The sequence below is a fragment of the Croceibacterium salegens genome (assembly GCF_009827435.1).
Taxonomy (GTDB): domain Bacteria; phylum Pseudomonadota; class Alphaproteobacteria; order Sphingomonadales; family Sphingomonadaceae; genus Croceibacterium_B; species Croceibacterium_B salegens.
The window spans coordinates 57,615-72,255 of sequence record NZ_WTYM01000021.1 but is presented as its reverse complement, the minus strand read 5'-3'; the positions used below and the strand labels follow the sequence as shown (position 1 = coordinate 72,255).

Sequence of the window (14,641 nt, the reverse complement as noted above, 5' to 3'; positions counted from 1 at the left end):
CCGGGCGGGAGCGCCCCCACATGTTCGGTATCGACGCGCAGGAACTGCTGGTCATCGTCATAATCGCGGTGCTGGTCATCGGCCCGAAGGACATGCCTCTGGCCATGCGCACCGCGGGGCGCTGGATCGGCAAGATCCGGCGTGTCTCGAACCATTTCCGTGCCGGTCTCGAAACCATGATCCGCGAAGCTGAGATGGAAGAGATGGAAAAGAAATGGGCCGAGCAGAACGCCAAGATCATGGCCGAGCACCCGGCTGACGCGCCGCCGGAAATGGAACCGACAGGCGCCCTGCCGTCTCGGCCGCAACCGGATCCGGCGGCGGGCTCCAGCGCTGAATCCCGCACCGCACCGCCGCCCGACAAGCAGGACTGACCCGCGGACATGGCGTTCAAGATCCACGATATCGACGAGACGCAGGCCCCGCTGCTCGACCACCTGATCGAGCTGCGCTCGCGGCTGGTACGGGCGGTCGCGGCGTTCGGCGTCGCCTTCTTCGCCTGTCTCTATTTCGCCGACGACATTTTCGCCCTGCTGGTCAGGCCGCTCGCCGCAGCCTTTCCGGAAGGGGAGGGCAAGCTGATCTACACCAAGCTCTACGAAGCGTTCTTCGTGAACATAAAGGTAGCGATGTTCGCGGCCTTCTTCGTAAGCTTTCCGGTGATCGCCAATCAGTTGTGGCAGTTTGTCGCCCCGGGGCTCTACGCGCGGGAGAAGAAGGCCTTCTTACCGTTTCTCGTCGCCACGCCGATCCTGTTCGGGATGGGGGCGAGCCTCGCCTACTTTGTCGTCATGCCGACCGCCTTCAAGTGGTTCCTCGGTTTCGAAGGCACGACCGCCGGACTGCAGCAGGAAGCGCTGCCGGCGATGGGCGAATACCTTGACCTGGCGATGCGCTTCATCCTCGCCTTCGGCATCAGCTTCTTGTTGCCGGTGCTGCTGTTGCTGCTCAACCGGGCCGGGCTGGTGACGCGCCAACAACTGGTGGGCGCGCGGCGCTATGTGATCGTCGGGGTGTTCATCGTCGCAGCGGTGATTACGCCGCCTGACGTTGTCTCGCAGTTCCTGCTGGCGACGCCCCTGCTGATCCTGTTCGAAGGTTCGTTGTTGCTGATGCGCTTCAACGAGAAGAGGGCTGCACGCGAACGGGCAGAAGCGGCCGCATCCGAAGATGCCGCCGCCACTGAAACGGATGAAGCGGCGGAATAAGCCCGCCGCGCACTGTCAACTAACCGAAAAACCTACGGGCTGGTCGGCGCGTCCGTCGAATCGTCGCCGGCGATCACGAGGATGATCCCGATTGCAATCAGGGCCGCGATAACCCAGCCGAAACCGGTGCCAGCAAAGGCTTCGCTGTCAGAAATTTCCGAGGACTGGCGAGCCGGTGCAGCCGCCTGGGCTACGGTCGATCCGAGCAACAGGCCCGAGATTGCGATCGCAGTGCCCGCGGTTCGCATAAGAGACATAAACATCCTTTCAAACACATCGCAGCAAGCTACCCCAGCGCAGCCTGCTCCGGGCCTGATAACACGATATCAGGCGCATGCCAAATATCGATAATGGTTTAGATTTTTGCGCTGCATATGCGAAGCGCCTCATAAGTATATCTACCTGTTCGAATTTAACGCGTGATCTTGCGCCCTTCGTCTTCACGGGCGGGTGCATCGCCCCCGAATACACGCATTCCACCGATCCATGTCTGCAGGATCCTCGTCGCCCGGATTTCATCCGGATTCGACAGCAGCGGGTCGCGGTCGAGGACCAGGAAATCGGCCCGTTCGCCGACTTCGAGCCGGCCGAAACGTCCATCGGCGAAGCCGGCGTAGGCGGCCTCGGCGGTGTAGGCGGCCAGCGCCGTCTCGCGCGTTACCGCTTCTTGCGGACGCCATCCCCCGAACGGCTCCCCGTCGGCGTCGGTCCGGCTGATCGCCACCGCAATGCCTTCGAGCGGCACGGGCGCCTCGACCGGGGCGTCGGAACCGAAGGCTAGCGACACGCCATTGTCCTGCATCGTCCGCCAGGCATAGGCTCCGGCCAGCCGGTCCGGACCGAGACGGGCCTCGGCCATCAGCCGATCGCTGGTCTGGTGAACCGGCTGCATCGAGGCGATCGTGCCGTGTATGGCGATGCGGGCGAAGTCGGCGGGATCGACGACCTGGGCATGCTCGATGCGCCAGCGCCGGTCGCCACCGTAGGTATCGCTCAGTTCGTCGATCGCATCGAGCACTTCGGAATTGGCGGCATTGCCGATCGCGTGCACGGCGACCTGGAAGTTGTCGATCGCCGCGCGGCTCATCAGGTTGCGCAGCTGCGTGCCGTTGAGCAGTTGCAGGCCGGTGTTGCCGGGATCGTCCGCATAGGGTGCCTTGAGCCATGCCCCGCGCGAGCCGAGCGCCCCGTCGAGGTAGAGCTTGATGCCGTTCATCCGCAGCCGGTCGTCGTAGAGCCATACGGTTGGTCCCGGCCCGCCGATCAACTGCATCGTCGGCACGTCGCTGGCATAGGACATGATGCGGATCCGCAGCCGCCCCTCGTCGCCGGCCCGGCGGAAGGTCATCCAGTCCTCGGCGCTAGTGCCCATGTCGGCGACCGCGGTGACCCCGTTGCCGACCAGCAGTTCCTGCGCCTTGACCAGCGCGAGGTCGCGGTCTTCCGGGCGCGGCGGCGGAATCAGCGAGTCTATGAGGGTCGTCGCCCCGTCGACGAGAACGCCGGCAGGGGTCTTGCCGCCCGGCAGGCGTTCGATCCGACCGCCGCTCGGGTCCGCTGTCTTCGCCGTAATGTTCGCTTCTCTCAGGGCGGCCGAGTTGGCCCAGCCGGCATGGCCGTCGACCCGTTCGAGCCAGACCGGCCTGTCTGCCACTGCGGCATCGAGTTCGGCGGCCGTCGGGAAGCGGCCCAATCCCCAGGTTTCCTGGTTCCAGCCGCGTCCGATGATCCATGGCCGGTCGGGATGTTCGGCGGCGTAAGCGGCGATCTTCGCCTGCGCTTCGGCCAGCGTGCGGGTGTTCGACAGGTCGAGCGTAAGCAGCGAAATGCCGAGGCTCATGACGTGGGCATGGGCATCGATCAGCCCGGGAATGACGACGCGGCCGCGGCCGTCTTCGCGGTAATCGACCTTTGGCGCCTTCTCGCCGGACTTGAGCACGCGGGTAATGCGGCCGTTGTCGTCGAACACCAGCCCCCTGAAGCGCGTGACCCGGCCCTCGCGATCGACGGAGATCCCGTCGACATTGTCGAGCAGCGTGTCGGCGAGGGCGGGGGCGGGAGCCAGCAGGGCGAGCGCCAGCAGCGTGCGGCGGATCATGCGCAGGCCTCCGGCAGGTGGCGGATCAGGGCGCTGGTGTCCTGCCGCGCGCCTCCCGCAGCCTGCACCCGGGCATATAACTGGTCGACCAGCGCGGTCACCGGCAGCGACATTCCGCGGTCCTTCGCTTCGCCGAGCGCGATCGCCAGGTCCTTGCGCATCCAGTCTATCGCGAAGCCGAAGTCGAACTCGCCGGCGGCCATGGTCTTCCAGCGGTTCTCCATTTGCCACGACTGCGCCGCGCCGCCGGAAATCGCTTCCAGCACCCGCTCCATGTCGAGCCCGGCGCCTTGGGCGAAGCGAACGCCTTCCGACAGGCCCGCGAGCACGCCGGCAATGCAGATCTGGTTCACCGCCTTACACGCCTGCCCGGCGCCGGCCTCGCCGATATGGACGATCCTCGCGCCATAGGCTTCCATGACCGGGCGGGCGCTGTCCATCGCCCGAACCGATCCGCCGCACATGATCGCGAGCTTGCCGTTCTCGGCCCCCGCCTGGCCGCCGGAAACCGGCGAATCAAGCGCTTCAATTCTCCGTTCGGCCGCTTGATTGGCAATGTTTCGGGCGATGGCCGGTGAAACGGTCGTGTGGTCGATGAAAAGTGCTCCCGGCACCATGGCGACCAGCGCGCCGCCGTCACCCAGCACCACTTCGGCAAGATCGTTGTCGTTGCCGACGCAGGTGATCACGAGGTCCTGTCCGGCAGCCGCCTCGGCCGGGCTCGGCGCGGTAGCGACATCGAGGCCCTCGGCCGAATACTTCTCCAGCCACGTCGCGGCGCGGTCGGCAGAGCGATTGTAGGCGGTGACGCGGTGGCCGCGGCGGGCGAGGTGACCGGCCATCGGCGCGCCCATCACGCCGAGACCGAGGAATGCGATGCGCTTGGCTGTAGTCATGTGTGCATCCCTGCCGCCTTGTCCGGAGCAAAGCAATCGTTGTGGGTTTCGGGTTTCCCTTGCCGGGCGTTTTGCATTACGGCCCGCCTCCGATGAGCGAAGCAGATCACGCCCCGAATGCCGCGCTGGCCGCGCTGACACTGGCCGATGTCGAAGTCGCCGCGGGGCGGATCGCCGATGCCGTCGTGCGCACCCCGACGCTGTACAGCAAGACGTTGTCGGCGATATCCGGCGCACAGATTTGGCTCAAGTTCGAGAACCTGCAGTTCACCGCGGCCTACAAGGAGCGGGGCGCGCTCAACGCCTTGCTGCTGATGGACGAGGAGCAGCGCAAGCGCGGCGTCATCGCCGCAAGCGCCGGCAACCACTCGCAGGGCCTGAGCTATCACGGCACGCGCCTCGGCGTTCCGGTCACCATCGTCATGCCCAAGACCACCCCGGTGGTGAAGGTCATGCAGACCGAGGCAGTGGGCGGAAAGGTCCTGCTCGAAGGCGAAACCTTCGACGAGGCCTATGCCTATGCCCGCAGCATGGAAAAGCAGCTCGGGCTGACCTTCGTGCATCCGTTCGACGATCCCAACGTCGCGGCGGGGCAGGGCACTGTGGCGCTCGAAATGCTCGCCGATGCGCCCGAGCTCGACACCCTCGTCGTGCCGATCGGCGGCGGCGGGCTGATCTCCGGCATGGCGACGGTCGCCCGGGCGAAGAACCCGGCGATCGAAGTCCTCGGCGTGCAGGCCGCGCTCTATCCGTCGATGTACGACAGGATCAAGCATGCCACCCTGCCCTGTGGCGGCGACACCCTGGCTGAGGGCATTGCGGTCAAGGAACCGGGCGAGTTCACCGCGCAGATCATCGAGGCGTTGGTCGACGATATCGTGCTGGTCAGCGAACCTGAGCTGGAAAAGGCCGTCTCGCTGCTGCTGCAGATCGAAAAGACGGTCGTTGAAGGTGCGGGCGCCGCAGGGCTGGCCGCGGTGCTGGCGCATCGCGAGCGCTTCGCCGGCAAGAAGGTCGGGCTGGTGCTGTGCGGCGGCAACATCGACACCCGGCTGCTGGCCAACGTCCTGTTGCGCGACCTTGCTCGCGACGGCCGCCTCGCGCGCCTCAGGATCACCCTGCAGGATCGCCCCGGCGCGCTCTACAAGGTGATGCACGAGTTCGACGCGCACAGCGTCAACATCCTTGAGATCTACCACCAGCGGATCTTCACCGACCTGCCGGCCAAGGGCCTGGTGACCGACATCGAATGCGAGGCGCGCGACCGCCAGCAGCTCGAAAAGCTGGTCGCCGCGCTGCGCGCCAAGGGTTACGCGGTTAGCCAAGTCGAGCTGAATTGACCAATTATGGGTCGGATTGGCCCGTTCTTGCCGCAGTTGTGAAAATTAACCCTACAACAGGGGAAAATTGCGGTTAATACTCTTCTAAGCAGCGAGTCCTGCGCGCATACGTGGGTTTCGCGCAACTGGACCTGTTTTGGCTTGGAGAGGACCGCCTAGCACCGTGACGGCCCCGGTACGTTTCCCCCGCTTCTTCGTGACGAGCCCTGCGCCTTGCCCGTATCTGCCGGGCAAGACCGAGCGCAAGGTGTTCACCGAGTTGAAGGGTCCGCATGCCGAGGAACTGAACGACGCGCTCGGCCGTATCGGTTTCCGCCGCAGCCAGACCGTCGCCTACCGCCCGAGCTGTGCCGACTGCCGGGCGTGCATTTCGGTGCGGGTCGTGGCCGGCGAATTCGCACCCTCGGGCACCCAGAAGCGCAACACCAAGCGCAACAAGGACATGGTCGCGACCGAGTGCCGCCCCTGGGCGACCGCCGAACAGTTCGAGCTGCTGCAGAAGTACCTCGGCGCGCGCCATCCCGGCGGCGGCATGGCGGCCATGGACGAGGTCGACTATGCCGACATGGTCGAGCACACCTCGGTTTCGAGCTGCGTCATCGAATACCGCGAACCTTCGGTCGGCGGAAAGCCAGGGCGCCTCGTCGGCGCCTGCCTGACCGATCGGCAAGGTGACGGCCTCTCAATGATTTACAGCTTCTACGATCCCGATCATGAATTCCGCACGGGGCTTGGGAACTACATCATCCTCGATCACATTAGGCGAGCAGGGCGGGAAGGTTTGCCCTATGTTTACCTCGGCTACTGGGTCGAGGGTTCCCAGCGTATGCAATACAAGGTGCGTTATCGTCCGCTCGAAAAACTCGGACCCGGTGGCTGGCAGCGTTTCTCCGAAGAGGAGCAGGCCGCGCTCATTGCCGCCGCCGTGCGGCCCCGCAGCGCCGTTCCCTCGGTCGAAGGCGGATCGAAAGACGGCGCTCCCGGCGGCCACCACCAGTACAAGATCGCCTGACGGCGCTTTTCTTCGGCGGCTGCTGGCGGCGCTCGCCGCGAGCGCTGCGCTGATTGCCCAGCCGGCCGCCGCGCAGGATAGTACGACCGCCCCCGAACTAGAGGACCTGATTCCCGACAGCGCCGTCGACAATCCCGAGGACTGGGCCAAACAGGGTGCGCCTGACGCAGTTCCGGTCGAAGACGACATGGCGATCGATACCGCGCTGGACGAAATGTCGCAGCTCGACGTTCCGTGGCCCGACGACCTCGAACTTCCGGCGGTCGAGGCGCTGGCGCCCGAGCAGGACATCACTTTCGCCGAAGAGGACGCGGCCCCCGCATCGAGGAACGAAGGCGACACCGTGAATGTGTCGCGTGCGCTGACAATCGTCTTCCCGACCGATAGCTCGCTGCTCCCCGAGCGCGACGACCTGTCGCGGCGCTTCCAGGAGCTTTCGACCATCGAGGCGGACAATGCCGGCGACAATGCCGCGCAGCTGGCGGCGCAATCGCGCGAGGACGAGGCGCTGCTGGAACGGCTGCTGCGGCTCTACGGCTACTACGATGCGCAGGTCATCCGCTCCATCGGCGGTGAGGCCGCCGAAGGCGCCGAGGGCGCGGCCAATCCCGCACAACCCTCGGTGCGTTTCCTCGTACTCCCCGGCACACGCTATGCGCTGGGGGCGCTCGACTTCGGCGACCTCGCTATGACCGGCGCCGACTATGGCGAGATGCTCGATGCCTTCGGTATGCACGGCGGCGACCCGCTCAATTCCTTTGAAATCGCGACCGGCCAGGCCGCGCTCGACTCTGCGCTTGGCGAGGCCGGCTATCCCTTCGCGGCCATCGACGATCTCGAGCTGCTAGTCGATCACGACCGGCAGGAAGGCGACCTGACGCTGAAGGTCACGCCGAACGGTAAGTACGTTTTCGGCACGGTTACCAGCAACCTGCCCAAGTTCCTCTCGGGGAGGCACCTCGCCGAAATCGCCCGCTTCGAGCCCGGCGACCTCTACAAGCGCAGCGACGAACTCGACCTGCGCCGGGCGATCCAGGCGACCGGGCTCGTCAGCACCACGACGCTCAAGCCGGTCGAGATCTCCCCGCCGGTCGGCGACGAACCGGGCGTGGTCGACATGCAGGTCGAGATGACCGAGGCCAAGCTGCGCACGGTGAAAGGCTCGATCGGCTACGGCACGGGTGAAGGTTTCAAGCTCGCGGGTAGCTGGGAGCATCGCAACCTGTTCCCGCCCGAGGGGGCGCTCAAGGTCCGCGGCATCGCCGGCACGCAGGAACAGCTCGCCGGGGTGACCTTCCGGCGCAACAACTTCCTCGGCCGCGACCAGGTCCTGACGATCGACGCCTATGCCACCACGGTCGACTACGCCGCCTACGATGCGGAGACGGCCTCGCTGGTCGGTACCTTCGAACGGCTGAGCACGCTGCTGTTCCAGAAGGAGATAAGCTGGTCGGGCGGGCTCGAGCTTGTCGCCACGCGGGAACGGACCGCGAAGAAGGTCGGCAAGCGCGGGGTATGGCAGACCTACCTGATCGCCGCGTTGCCCGGCTACATCCAGTGGGACACCAGCGACAACCTGCTTGATCCGACCAGGGGCTTCCGTCTCTCCGCGCGAATCTCGCCCGAAGTGGCGCGGACCAACGGCGTCGATGCCTTCTATGTGCGCAGCCAGTTCGACGCTTCGTACTACCTGCCGATGAGCGACAAGATCGTCGTCGCCGGCCGCGCGCGAATTGCCAGCATTCCCGGTGCGACGGTCGATGAGATCGCCCCGTCGCGGCGGCTCTATGGCGGTGGCGGCGGGTCCGTTCGCGGCTACGGCTACCAGAAGATCGGACCGCAAAGCTCGGTCGGCGATCCGGTCGGCGGACGCTCGCTGGCCGAATTCTCGCTAGAAGCGCGGATCAAGACCGGCATGCTCGGCGGCGCGCTCGGCATAGTCCCGTTCGTCGATGCTGGCACTGTGGCATCGGGCGCGACACCGGACTTCGCCAATATCAAGATCGGCGCGGGTATCGGCATCCGATACAATACGGGCTTCGGCCCGATCCGGGTCGATTTCGGCGTCCCGCTCAATCCGGGGCCGAACGATGCGAATTTTGGCGTTTATGTCGGACTGGGCCAGGCCTTCTGATGGCTGACGACGACGCCCCCGAAACCGGCAGCGGTGCTTGGCTGGCCGCGCGGCGCGCCGGGCGCTGGGCAGCGCGCGTCCTGCTTGTCCTTGTCCTGCTCTTCGCTGCGGTCGTCGTATTCCTGCACACACCGCCCGGGCGGCAATTCATCGTCGACCGGATCGCCAAGTACGCGCCCGCCAGCGGGCTGAGCGTTACCGTCGGGCGCGTCGGCGGATCGGTGCTGTGGAACGCGACCTTCTACGACGTGAAGTTCCGCGATGCCGACGGCACGCTGTTCCTTTCGGTGCCCGAAATCGAGCTCAACTGGCGGCCGTACAAGTTCCCTTTCACCGGGCTCGATGTGCGCAACCTCGCACTCCACGAGGGGACGCTCTACGCCCGGCCCGATCTCAAGCCCGGTGATCCGAACGCGCCGATCCTGCCGGATTTCGACATTCGCGTGGACCGCCTGCTGGTCGACGACCTGCACGTCGCCAAGGGCCTGCTGGGCGAGGAGCGGGCGATCGATTTCCGCGCCAAGGCGGACGTGCGCAAGGGCAAGGTACTGCTCGATGCCGACGGCGAATTGGGCGGCGGCGATGTGCTGGCGCTGCTGGTCGACGCCGAACCGGACGGCGACCGCTTCGACCTCGATCTCGACTATCGCGCCCCGGCCGGCGGCCTGCTCGCCTCGCTCGTCGGGGCCACCGATACCCTGCGCCTCAAGCTGGCGGGCGACGGTACCTGGACCCAGTGGAACGGCAAGTTCACCGGCCGGCAGGGCAAGGTGCAGCTCGCCGACCTCAAGGTCGAGAACCGCGGCGGCCGTTATACCGTGGCGGGTGTCGTCCGTCCTGACGGTTACGTCTCGGGCCTGCGGGCGCGGGCGCTCGGCACGGCCCCGCGCGTGGCGGTGGTCGGAACGCTCAAGGACAGCGTCGCGACAGGTGCGGCCGTGGTGCGCGGCGGCGGGATCGATTTCGGCGCCAAGGGCGCGGTGGACCTCGCCGACAATGCCTTCGACCGTGTGGAACTGACCGCGACGGCGCGGGATCCGGCCTTGCTCGGCAAGGGCACCCGGCTGGAAGGCGCGCGGCTGTCGGCGCAGCTCGACGGACCGTTCCGCACGCTGACGGTGCCGCACGAACTGACGGTCGCGACGGCCGACTTTTCCGGCACCAGACTTAGCGGTCTTGAGCAACGCGGCACGATGCGCTTCGCCGACGGCAAGCTGGACCTGCCCCTCGACGCCAAGGTGGCGCGCGTCACCAGCGGCAACAGCGTGATCGATCCGCGGCTCGTCGGCGGAACTCTGCGCGGCGATATTGCGCTCAAGGGCAGCGACCTCGGTTCGGACAACCTGCGCCTCGTCTTCCCCGGTCTCGACGTCAGACTGACCCTGCGCGGGGATACCGCACGCGGCGTCTATGCACTGGCCGGGCCGGTCGAGATCCGCGGGCTGCCGCTCGACAACGTCGGCACGATGGATGCGGGCGCCAAGATCCTGTTCAAGACCGGCACCGGCGTGCCGTGGACGCTGACGGCCAATTTCACCGGGCGGCTGGCGAAAGTCAGCAACGCGACGATCGCCAACGTCGCGGGCGACAACATCCGCTTCGGCGGCGGGGTGACGCTGGGTGCGGGACGGCCGATCGCATTCTCCAAGACACGCCTCCAGGCGAGCAAGCTGACGCTGGCGCTCGACGGCAGGGTGGAGGGCGGAAGGACCACGCTGGCGGGCACTGGACGCCAGGCCGATTATGGCGAGTTCACCTTCCAGGCAGCAATTGCCGGCGACGGTCCCCGCGCCACGCTCGTCTTCGCCAGCCCGCTGCCTTCAGCCGGGTTGAAGGACGTCCACGTGGCGCTTGCGCCGAACGATGACGGCTTCGACATCGACACGAACGGCCAGTCGCTGCTCGGGCCGTTCGACGGCGCCTTGCGGATTGCCATGCCTGCGGGCGCGCCGGTGACCATCGCGGTCGACAGGTTCCACGTTTCGGACACCGACGTGACCGGACAGCTCGCCATCGCCAATGGCGCGGCCACCGGCTCGCTGACCCTCGAACACGGTGGAGTCGATGGAACGGTCGACCTTGCACCGCGCGGGGGCGGGCAGGGTTTCGACGTCAGGCTCGTGGCGAACGATGCCAGCTTCGGAGGGGCAACTCCGTTGACCGTTCGCCGGGCAAACCTGACCGCCACGGGCACCGTGGGCGGGGGCAAGACCACGATCTCGGGCGAGGCGCGCGCGCAGGGGATCAGCTATGGCCAGCTGTTCGTCGGCCGTTTCTCGGGCAAGGCCGACGTCGTCGACGGGGTCGGCAAGTTCGACGCTGCGCTGAGCGGCCGGCGCGGCAGCGGCTTCGACCTGCAGCTGACGGGCAGCGCCAACGCGGACCAGGTCGCGTTGGCGGCAAAGGGCAGTTACGGGTCGCGCAAGATTGCCATGCCGCGGCGGGCGATCCTTGCCAAGCTGCCCGACGGCGGCTGGGAACTGCGCCCGACCCAGCTCGACTTCGGAGAAGGTCGGGCGATCGCCGAAGGCCGGTTCGGCGGCGGCCGGCCGGCGAGCGGAAAGTTCAGCCTCGACAAGATGCCGCTGTCGCTGATCGACGTCGTCGGCGGCGATGTCGGCCTTGGCGGCACGATCTCGGGCATCGTCGATCTGGCCGGCGGTGCGAATGGCGACCCGACCGGCGAGGCGCGAGTCATGGCCAGGGGCCTGACCCGCTCGGGCCTCGTCCTGACCTCGCGCCCGATCGACCTCGCGCTGGTCGCCCGGCTTTCGCCGACGCTGCTGCAGGCTCGCGCGGTCCTGCAGGACGATGGCGGGGTCAAGGGCCGGCTGCAGGGCCGCATCAGCATGGGCGCCCCCGGCGCTCCGCTGTTCGACCGGCTCGAAGACGGCAACCTGCAGGCCCAGCTTCGCTACGACGGTCCGGCCGATGCGCTGTGGCGGCTCGCCGCGCTCGACTTCCTCGACCTCCACGGCCCGATCCGCGTTTCGGCGGATGCCCGCGGCACACTGCGCAATCCCGACGTCTCGGGCACGATCGCCGGCGACACGCTGCGCGCGCAAAGCGCGCTGACCGGCACCGACCTCAAGCAGGTCAAGGCGCGTGGACGCTTCGCCGGCTCGCGGCTGCAACTGACCAGCCTCTCGGGGAACGACCCCAACGGTGGGACAGTCACCGGCAGCGGCGTCATCGACCTCTCCAACATCGGACCGGGACAGGGGCCGTCGATCGACTTGCGGCTGGCGGCGAGCAACGCGCGGGTCCTCGACCTGCCGACAATGGGCGCCACGGTCACCGGCCCCATCCGCATCGTTTCGACCGGGGTCGGCGGGACGATTGCGGGCCGCCTCAAGGTCAACAAGGCGCGCTGGCGGCTTGGCGCCGCCGCGGCCAGCGAGGAACTGCCGAACATCAGGACGCGCAAAATAAACATGCCGGCCGATGTCGCCCCCCCTCGCGCGCCGGGCGCGCCGTGGCGCTTCCTGATCGACGCGTCGGCACCGAACCAGGTAAAGGTCGATGGAATGGGCCTCGACAGCGAATGGCGCGCCAATATCCGCCTGCGCGGCACGACGTCCGACCCGCGCATTGGCGGTACCGCGACGATCGTTCCGCGGCAGGGCTTCTACACCTTCGCCGGAACGCGTTTCGACATCACCCGCGGCATCATCGACTTCGACGAAAACGTGCCGCCCGATCCGCGCATCGACCTCGTCGCCGAAACCGAGGCCAACGGGACCAGCGTGGCGGTCAACGTCGGCGGCCGGGCGACCCAGCCGGAAGTCACCTTCAGTTCCTCGCCCTCGCTGCCCGAAGAAGAAATCCTCGCGCGCCTGCTGTTCGGCGGTTCGATCAGCAACCTGAGCGCGACCGATGCGCTGCAGCTCGGCGCGGCGCTGGCCAGCCTGCGAGGTGGCAGCGGGATCGATCCGATCAACAAGCTGCGCCAGGCAGTCGGTCTCGACCGCCTGCGCATCGTTCCGGCCGATCCCTCGCTCGACCGCGGCACGGCGCTGGCATTGGGGAAGCGTTTCGGGCGCAAGTTCTATGCCGAGATCATCACCGACGGGCGCGGCTACACCGCGACCGAGGTGGAGTTCCGGATTACAAGCTGGCTGGCCCTGCTTGGAACAGTCTCCTCGCTCGGACGCGAGAGCGCCTCGGTCGAGGTTTCGAAGGACTACTAGCTCTCGCCGTCGAACTTCTTGAGCACTCCGTCGAGCGGGATGGCGACGCCGTTGCTGGCCCTGACCGCATCGCCCGTGAACAGCGCGCTCGAGCCGTCTTCGCCGGTCACCTTGATGGTCTTTCCCGACTTGCTGAAGGTAAGCTTGTGGTTGCCCATGGTCTCGACGTCGACCGAACCGCCCTTGGCCTCGACCGCACTCGCGATGTCCGCCGGCGTCATGTAGCCGGGCAGGACATGGTCGCGCAGGATCGCCGCCATGGCCGCCTTCTGCGCCGGGTCGCGCAAGTCGTCACCGATATCGCCGAGGCCATCGAAGGCGTCGTTGTTGGGCGCGAGCAGGGTATAGGAGCCGACGCCGTCGAACACTTGGGCGAGCCCCGTCTGGCTGAGCGCACCCGAAATCGTGCTGAGGCTGGAATCGTCGGAAATCGCTTCGGCTAGCGTGTCCTTGGTCGGTGCGGCATCGCCGGAAGGGCTGGCGTCGGATGAGTCGCAGGCGCCAAGGGCAAGCAGCGAAAGCGCCGCGAGGGCGGCAAGCGGGCGTTTGGCCATTGCGCTCATTCCTTAGCTGACCAGCAGTTCGATCGCTGCGGCGACGAGCTGCGTTTCGGGATCGATCTGGTAGACGTAGCCATCGCTGTAGCGATAGCGCGCGCTCGGCCCGTCGACGTATTGCGAGCGATAGGGATAGGGAACGTTGTAGACGTCGTAACCGCGCGGCATCGGCTGGCCGACCTGGATGTCGTCACCGGTCAGTAGCGCGGCGATCGAGGTGATCGCGGCGGTGGTCGGATCGACCCGGTAGAACACATCGTCGGCGTAGCGATAGCCGTTCGCCGGACCGAGGTCGTAATAGCTGACATAATAGTCGGGCGCCGGACGCGGGGTGTAATAGCTCGGCCAGGGATTGCCGATCGCCAGCGCTCCGCCAAGCAGCGGGATGTATCCGCCGATGCGGTCGCCGTCGAGGCGCAACAGGTAGCCGTCGGAATAGAGATATCGCCCGCCGCCCAGCGCCAGGCCGCCGAGGCCCCACCAGTCGGGCCGAAATGTCGTGTAGCGGTATCGCGGCTCCTTCGCCTTGGCGAGGCCCGGCGGAGTGCAGCCGTTGTGCTTCTTGGCGAGGCCTGGCGGGCACCCGGCGATCAGTCCGTGCCGGTCGTAGGTGGTCCAGTTGTGCAGCGCTTCGGGGTGGTCGTAGACATGCCTTCCGTCGGCGAGCACCCGGACGCCAGAGTTGTCCTGCTTGTGGTCGTTCAATTCCTTTCCGGGCTTTTCCGGTGGACCCTTGACCACCTTCACCGGCTTGGCCTCCGGATGCGAGGCCTTCATCGGCGGCCCTTGCTCGGCATTCACGGCGGCCTTGTGAGGCGGACCCTTGTCGGACCGCATGGCTTGCGCAGCCGGTCCGCCCTCGCGCGACGGACCCTTCTGTTTGTCGCCGCCCTTCATCGATGAGCCTTGGGACGGACCTTGCTCGGGCTTGCCCCTGTTGTTCTTGTCGTTACCGGGCTGTGCGTTTGCACCGGCTGCCAGCAACGCGACCGCCGCCATGGCGGAGATGATATGTTTCATCCTGAACTCTCCTCGCAAGCCCGCAACGGCATTCGGGGCATGACAGTTCCCACCAATGCGATGAGTGGTTCCAAGGGGTTAAGGTTTCGCTATTTCGGCTGGCGGTCCGCTTCGGCTGCGAGGTGCGGGACCGGGCGGGCGGATTCGAAACCTCCGGGATGAAAAAAGGGCGCCCGGTTTCCCGGA

The 14,641-nt window shown here is 66.7% G+C and carries 11 protein-coding genes; 6 read left to right on the top strand and 5 right to left on the bottom strand.

Annotated features, from left to right (window positions below; translation table 11 throughout):
* Positions 1-20: 20 nt before the first annotated feature.
* Positions 21-374 carry a Sec-independent protein translocase protein TatB gene (tatB, locus tag GRI89_RS00700; RefSeq protein ID WP_159791347.1) on the top strand — a complete coding sequence of 118 codons (354 nt, stop codon included), beginning with the start codon at positions 21-23 and terminating at the stop codon, positions 372-374.
* 9 nt (positions 375-383) lie between these two features.
* Entirely contained in the window at positions 384-1,208 is an 825-nt protein-coding gene (gene tatC / locus GRI89_RS00695; protein WP_159791346.1) for a twin-arginine translocase subunit TatC, read from the top strand.
* A 32-nt stretch (positions 1,209-1,240) separates the two neighbouring features.
* Here tatC and GRI89_RS00690 read toward each other — a convergent pair whose 3' ends face one another.
* The 3 genes from GRI89_RS00690 to GRI89_RS00680 all read right to left on the bottom strand — a co-directional run bounded on the left by GRI89_RS00690 (position 1,241) and on the right by GRI89_RS00680 (position 4,202).
* Positions 1,241-1,456 (bottom strand): hypothetical protein, encoded by a 216-nt coding sequence (locus GRI89_RS00690; protein WP_159791345.1) that lies wholly within the window; start codon positions 1,454-1,456, stop codon positions 1,241-1,243.
* 164 nt (positions 1,457-1,620) lie between these two features.
* The gene (locus tag GRI89_RS00685) at positions 1,621-3,306 is read right to left on the bottom strand and encodes an amidohydrolase (protein WP_159791344.1); all 1,686 of its coding nucleotides are present in this window, start codon (positions 3,304-3,306) and stop codon (positions 1,621-1,623) included.
* Positions 3,303-4,202, bottom strand: a complete 900-nt coding sequence (locus GRI89_RS00680; protein ID WP_159791343.1) for an NAD(P)-dependent oxidoreductase — start codon at positions 4,200-4,202, stop codon at positions 3,303-3,305. Before GRI89_RS00680 ends, GRI89_RS00685 begins: the two co-directional genes overlap by 4 nt.
* Before the next feature lie 92 nt (positions 4,203-4,294).
* Here GRI89_RS00680 and GRI89_RS00675 point away from each other — a divergent pair, with 92 nt between their 5' ends.
* The 4 genes from GRI89_RS00675 to GRI89_RS00660 all read left to right on the top strand — a co-directional run bounded on the left by GRI89_RS00675 (position 4,295) and on the right by GRI89_RS00660 (position 12,878).
* Positions 4,295-5,542: a threonine ammonia-lyase gene (locus GRI89_RS00675; RefSeq protein WP_159791342.1), complete on the top strand. Its 1,248-nt coding sequence runs from the start codon at positions 4,295-4,297 to the stop codon at positions 5,540-5,542.
* Positions 5,543-5,705: 163 nt separating this feature from the next.
* Positions 5,706-6,554, top strand: coding sequence for an arginyltransferase (locus tag GRI89_RS00670; RefSeq protein ID WP_328598011.1), 849 nt, complete (start codon positions 5,706-5,708; stop codon positions 6,552-6,554).
* Complete coding sequence (locus GRI89_RS00665; RefSeq protein ID WP_235912607.1) at positions 6,457-8,688, top strand: autotransporter assembly complex protein TamA; 2,232 nt, start codon at positions 6,457-6,459, stop codon at positions 8,686-8,688. The genes GRI89_RS00670 and GRI89_RS00665 overlap by 98 nt, the downstream gene beginning before the upstream one ends.
* Entirely contained in the window at positions 8,688-12,878 is a 4,191-nt protein-coding gene (locus GRI89_RS00660; protein ID WP_159791340.1) for a translocation/assembly module TamB domain-containing protein, read from the top strand. Before GRI89_RS00665 ends, GRI89_RS00660 begins: the two co-directional genes overlap by 1 nt.
* On the opposite strand, the gene GRI89_RS00655 is transcribed toward GRI89_RS00660, so the two are convergent.
* Positions 12,875-13,432, bottom strand: a complete 558-nt coding sequence (locus GRI89_RS00655; protein WP_159791339.1) for a fasciclin domain-containing protein — start codon at positions 13,430-13,432, stop codon at positions 12,875-12,877. The genes GRI89_RS00660 and GRI89_RS00655 overlap by 4 nt on opposite strands.
* A gap of 12 nt (positions 13,433-13,444) precedes the next feature.
* On the bottom strand, positions 13,445-14,455 hold the full coding sequence (locus GRI89_RS00650) for a hypothetical protein (protein WP_159791338.1): 1,011 nt from the start codon (positions 14,453-14,455) through the stop codon (positions 13,445-13,447).
* Positions 14,456-14,641 lie beyond the last annotated feature (186 nt).

Bases quoted from the DNA above. Each gene is read 5' to 3' on its own strand.
- GRI89_RS00685 (WP_159791344.1), bottom strand. From the start codon at position 3,306: ATGATCCGCCGCACGCTGCTGGCGCTCGCCCTGCTGGCTCCCGCCCCC.
- GRI89_RS00675 (WP_159791342.1), top strand. From the start codon at position 4,295: ATGAGCGAAGCAGATCACGCCCCGAATGCCGCGCTGGCCGCGCTGACA.
- tatC (WP_159791346.1), top strand. From the start codon at position 384: ATGGCGTTCAAGATCCACGATATCGACGAGACGCAGGCCCCGCTGCTC.
- GRI89_RS00655 (WP_159791339.1), bottom strand. From the start codon at position 13,432: ATGGCCAAACGCCCGCTTGCCGCCCTCGCGGCGCTTTCGCTGCTTGCC.
- GRI89_RS00650 (WP_159791338.1), bottom strand. From the start codon at position 14,455: ATGAAACATATCATCTCCGCCATGGCGGCGGTCGCGTTGCTGGCAGCC.
- GRI89_RS00680 (WP_159791343.1), bottom strand. From the start codon at position 4,202: ATGACTACAGCCAAGCGCATCGCATTCCTCGGTCTCGGCGTGATGGGC.
- tatB (WP_159791347.1), top strand. From the start codon at position 21: ATGTTCGGTATCGACGCGCAGGAACTGCTGGTCATCGTCATAATCGCG.
- GRI89_RS00660 (WP_159791340.1), top strand. From the start codon at position 8,688: ATGGCTGACGACGACGCCCCCGAAACCGGCAGCGGTGCTTGGCTGGCC.
- GRI89_RS00690 (WP_159791345.1), bottom strand. From the start codon at position 1,456: ATGCGAACCGCGGGCACTGCGATCGCAATCTCGGGCCTGTTGCTCGGA.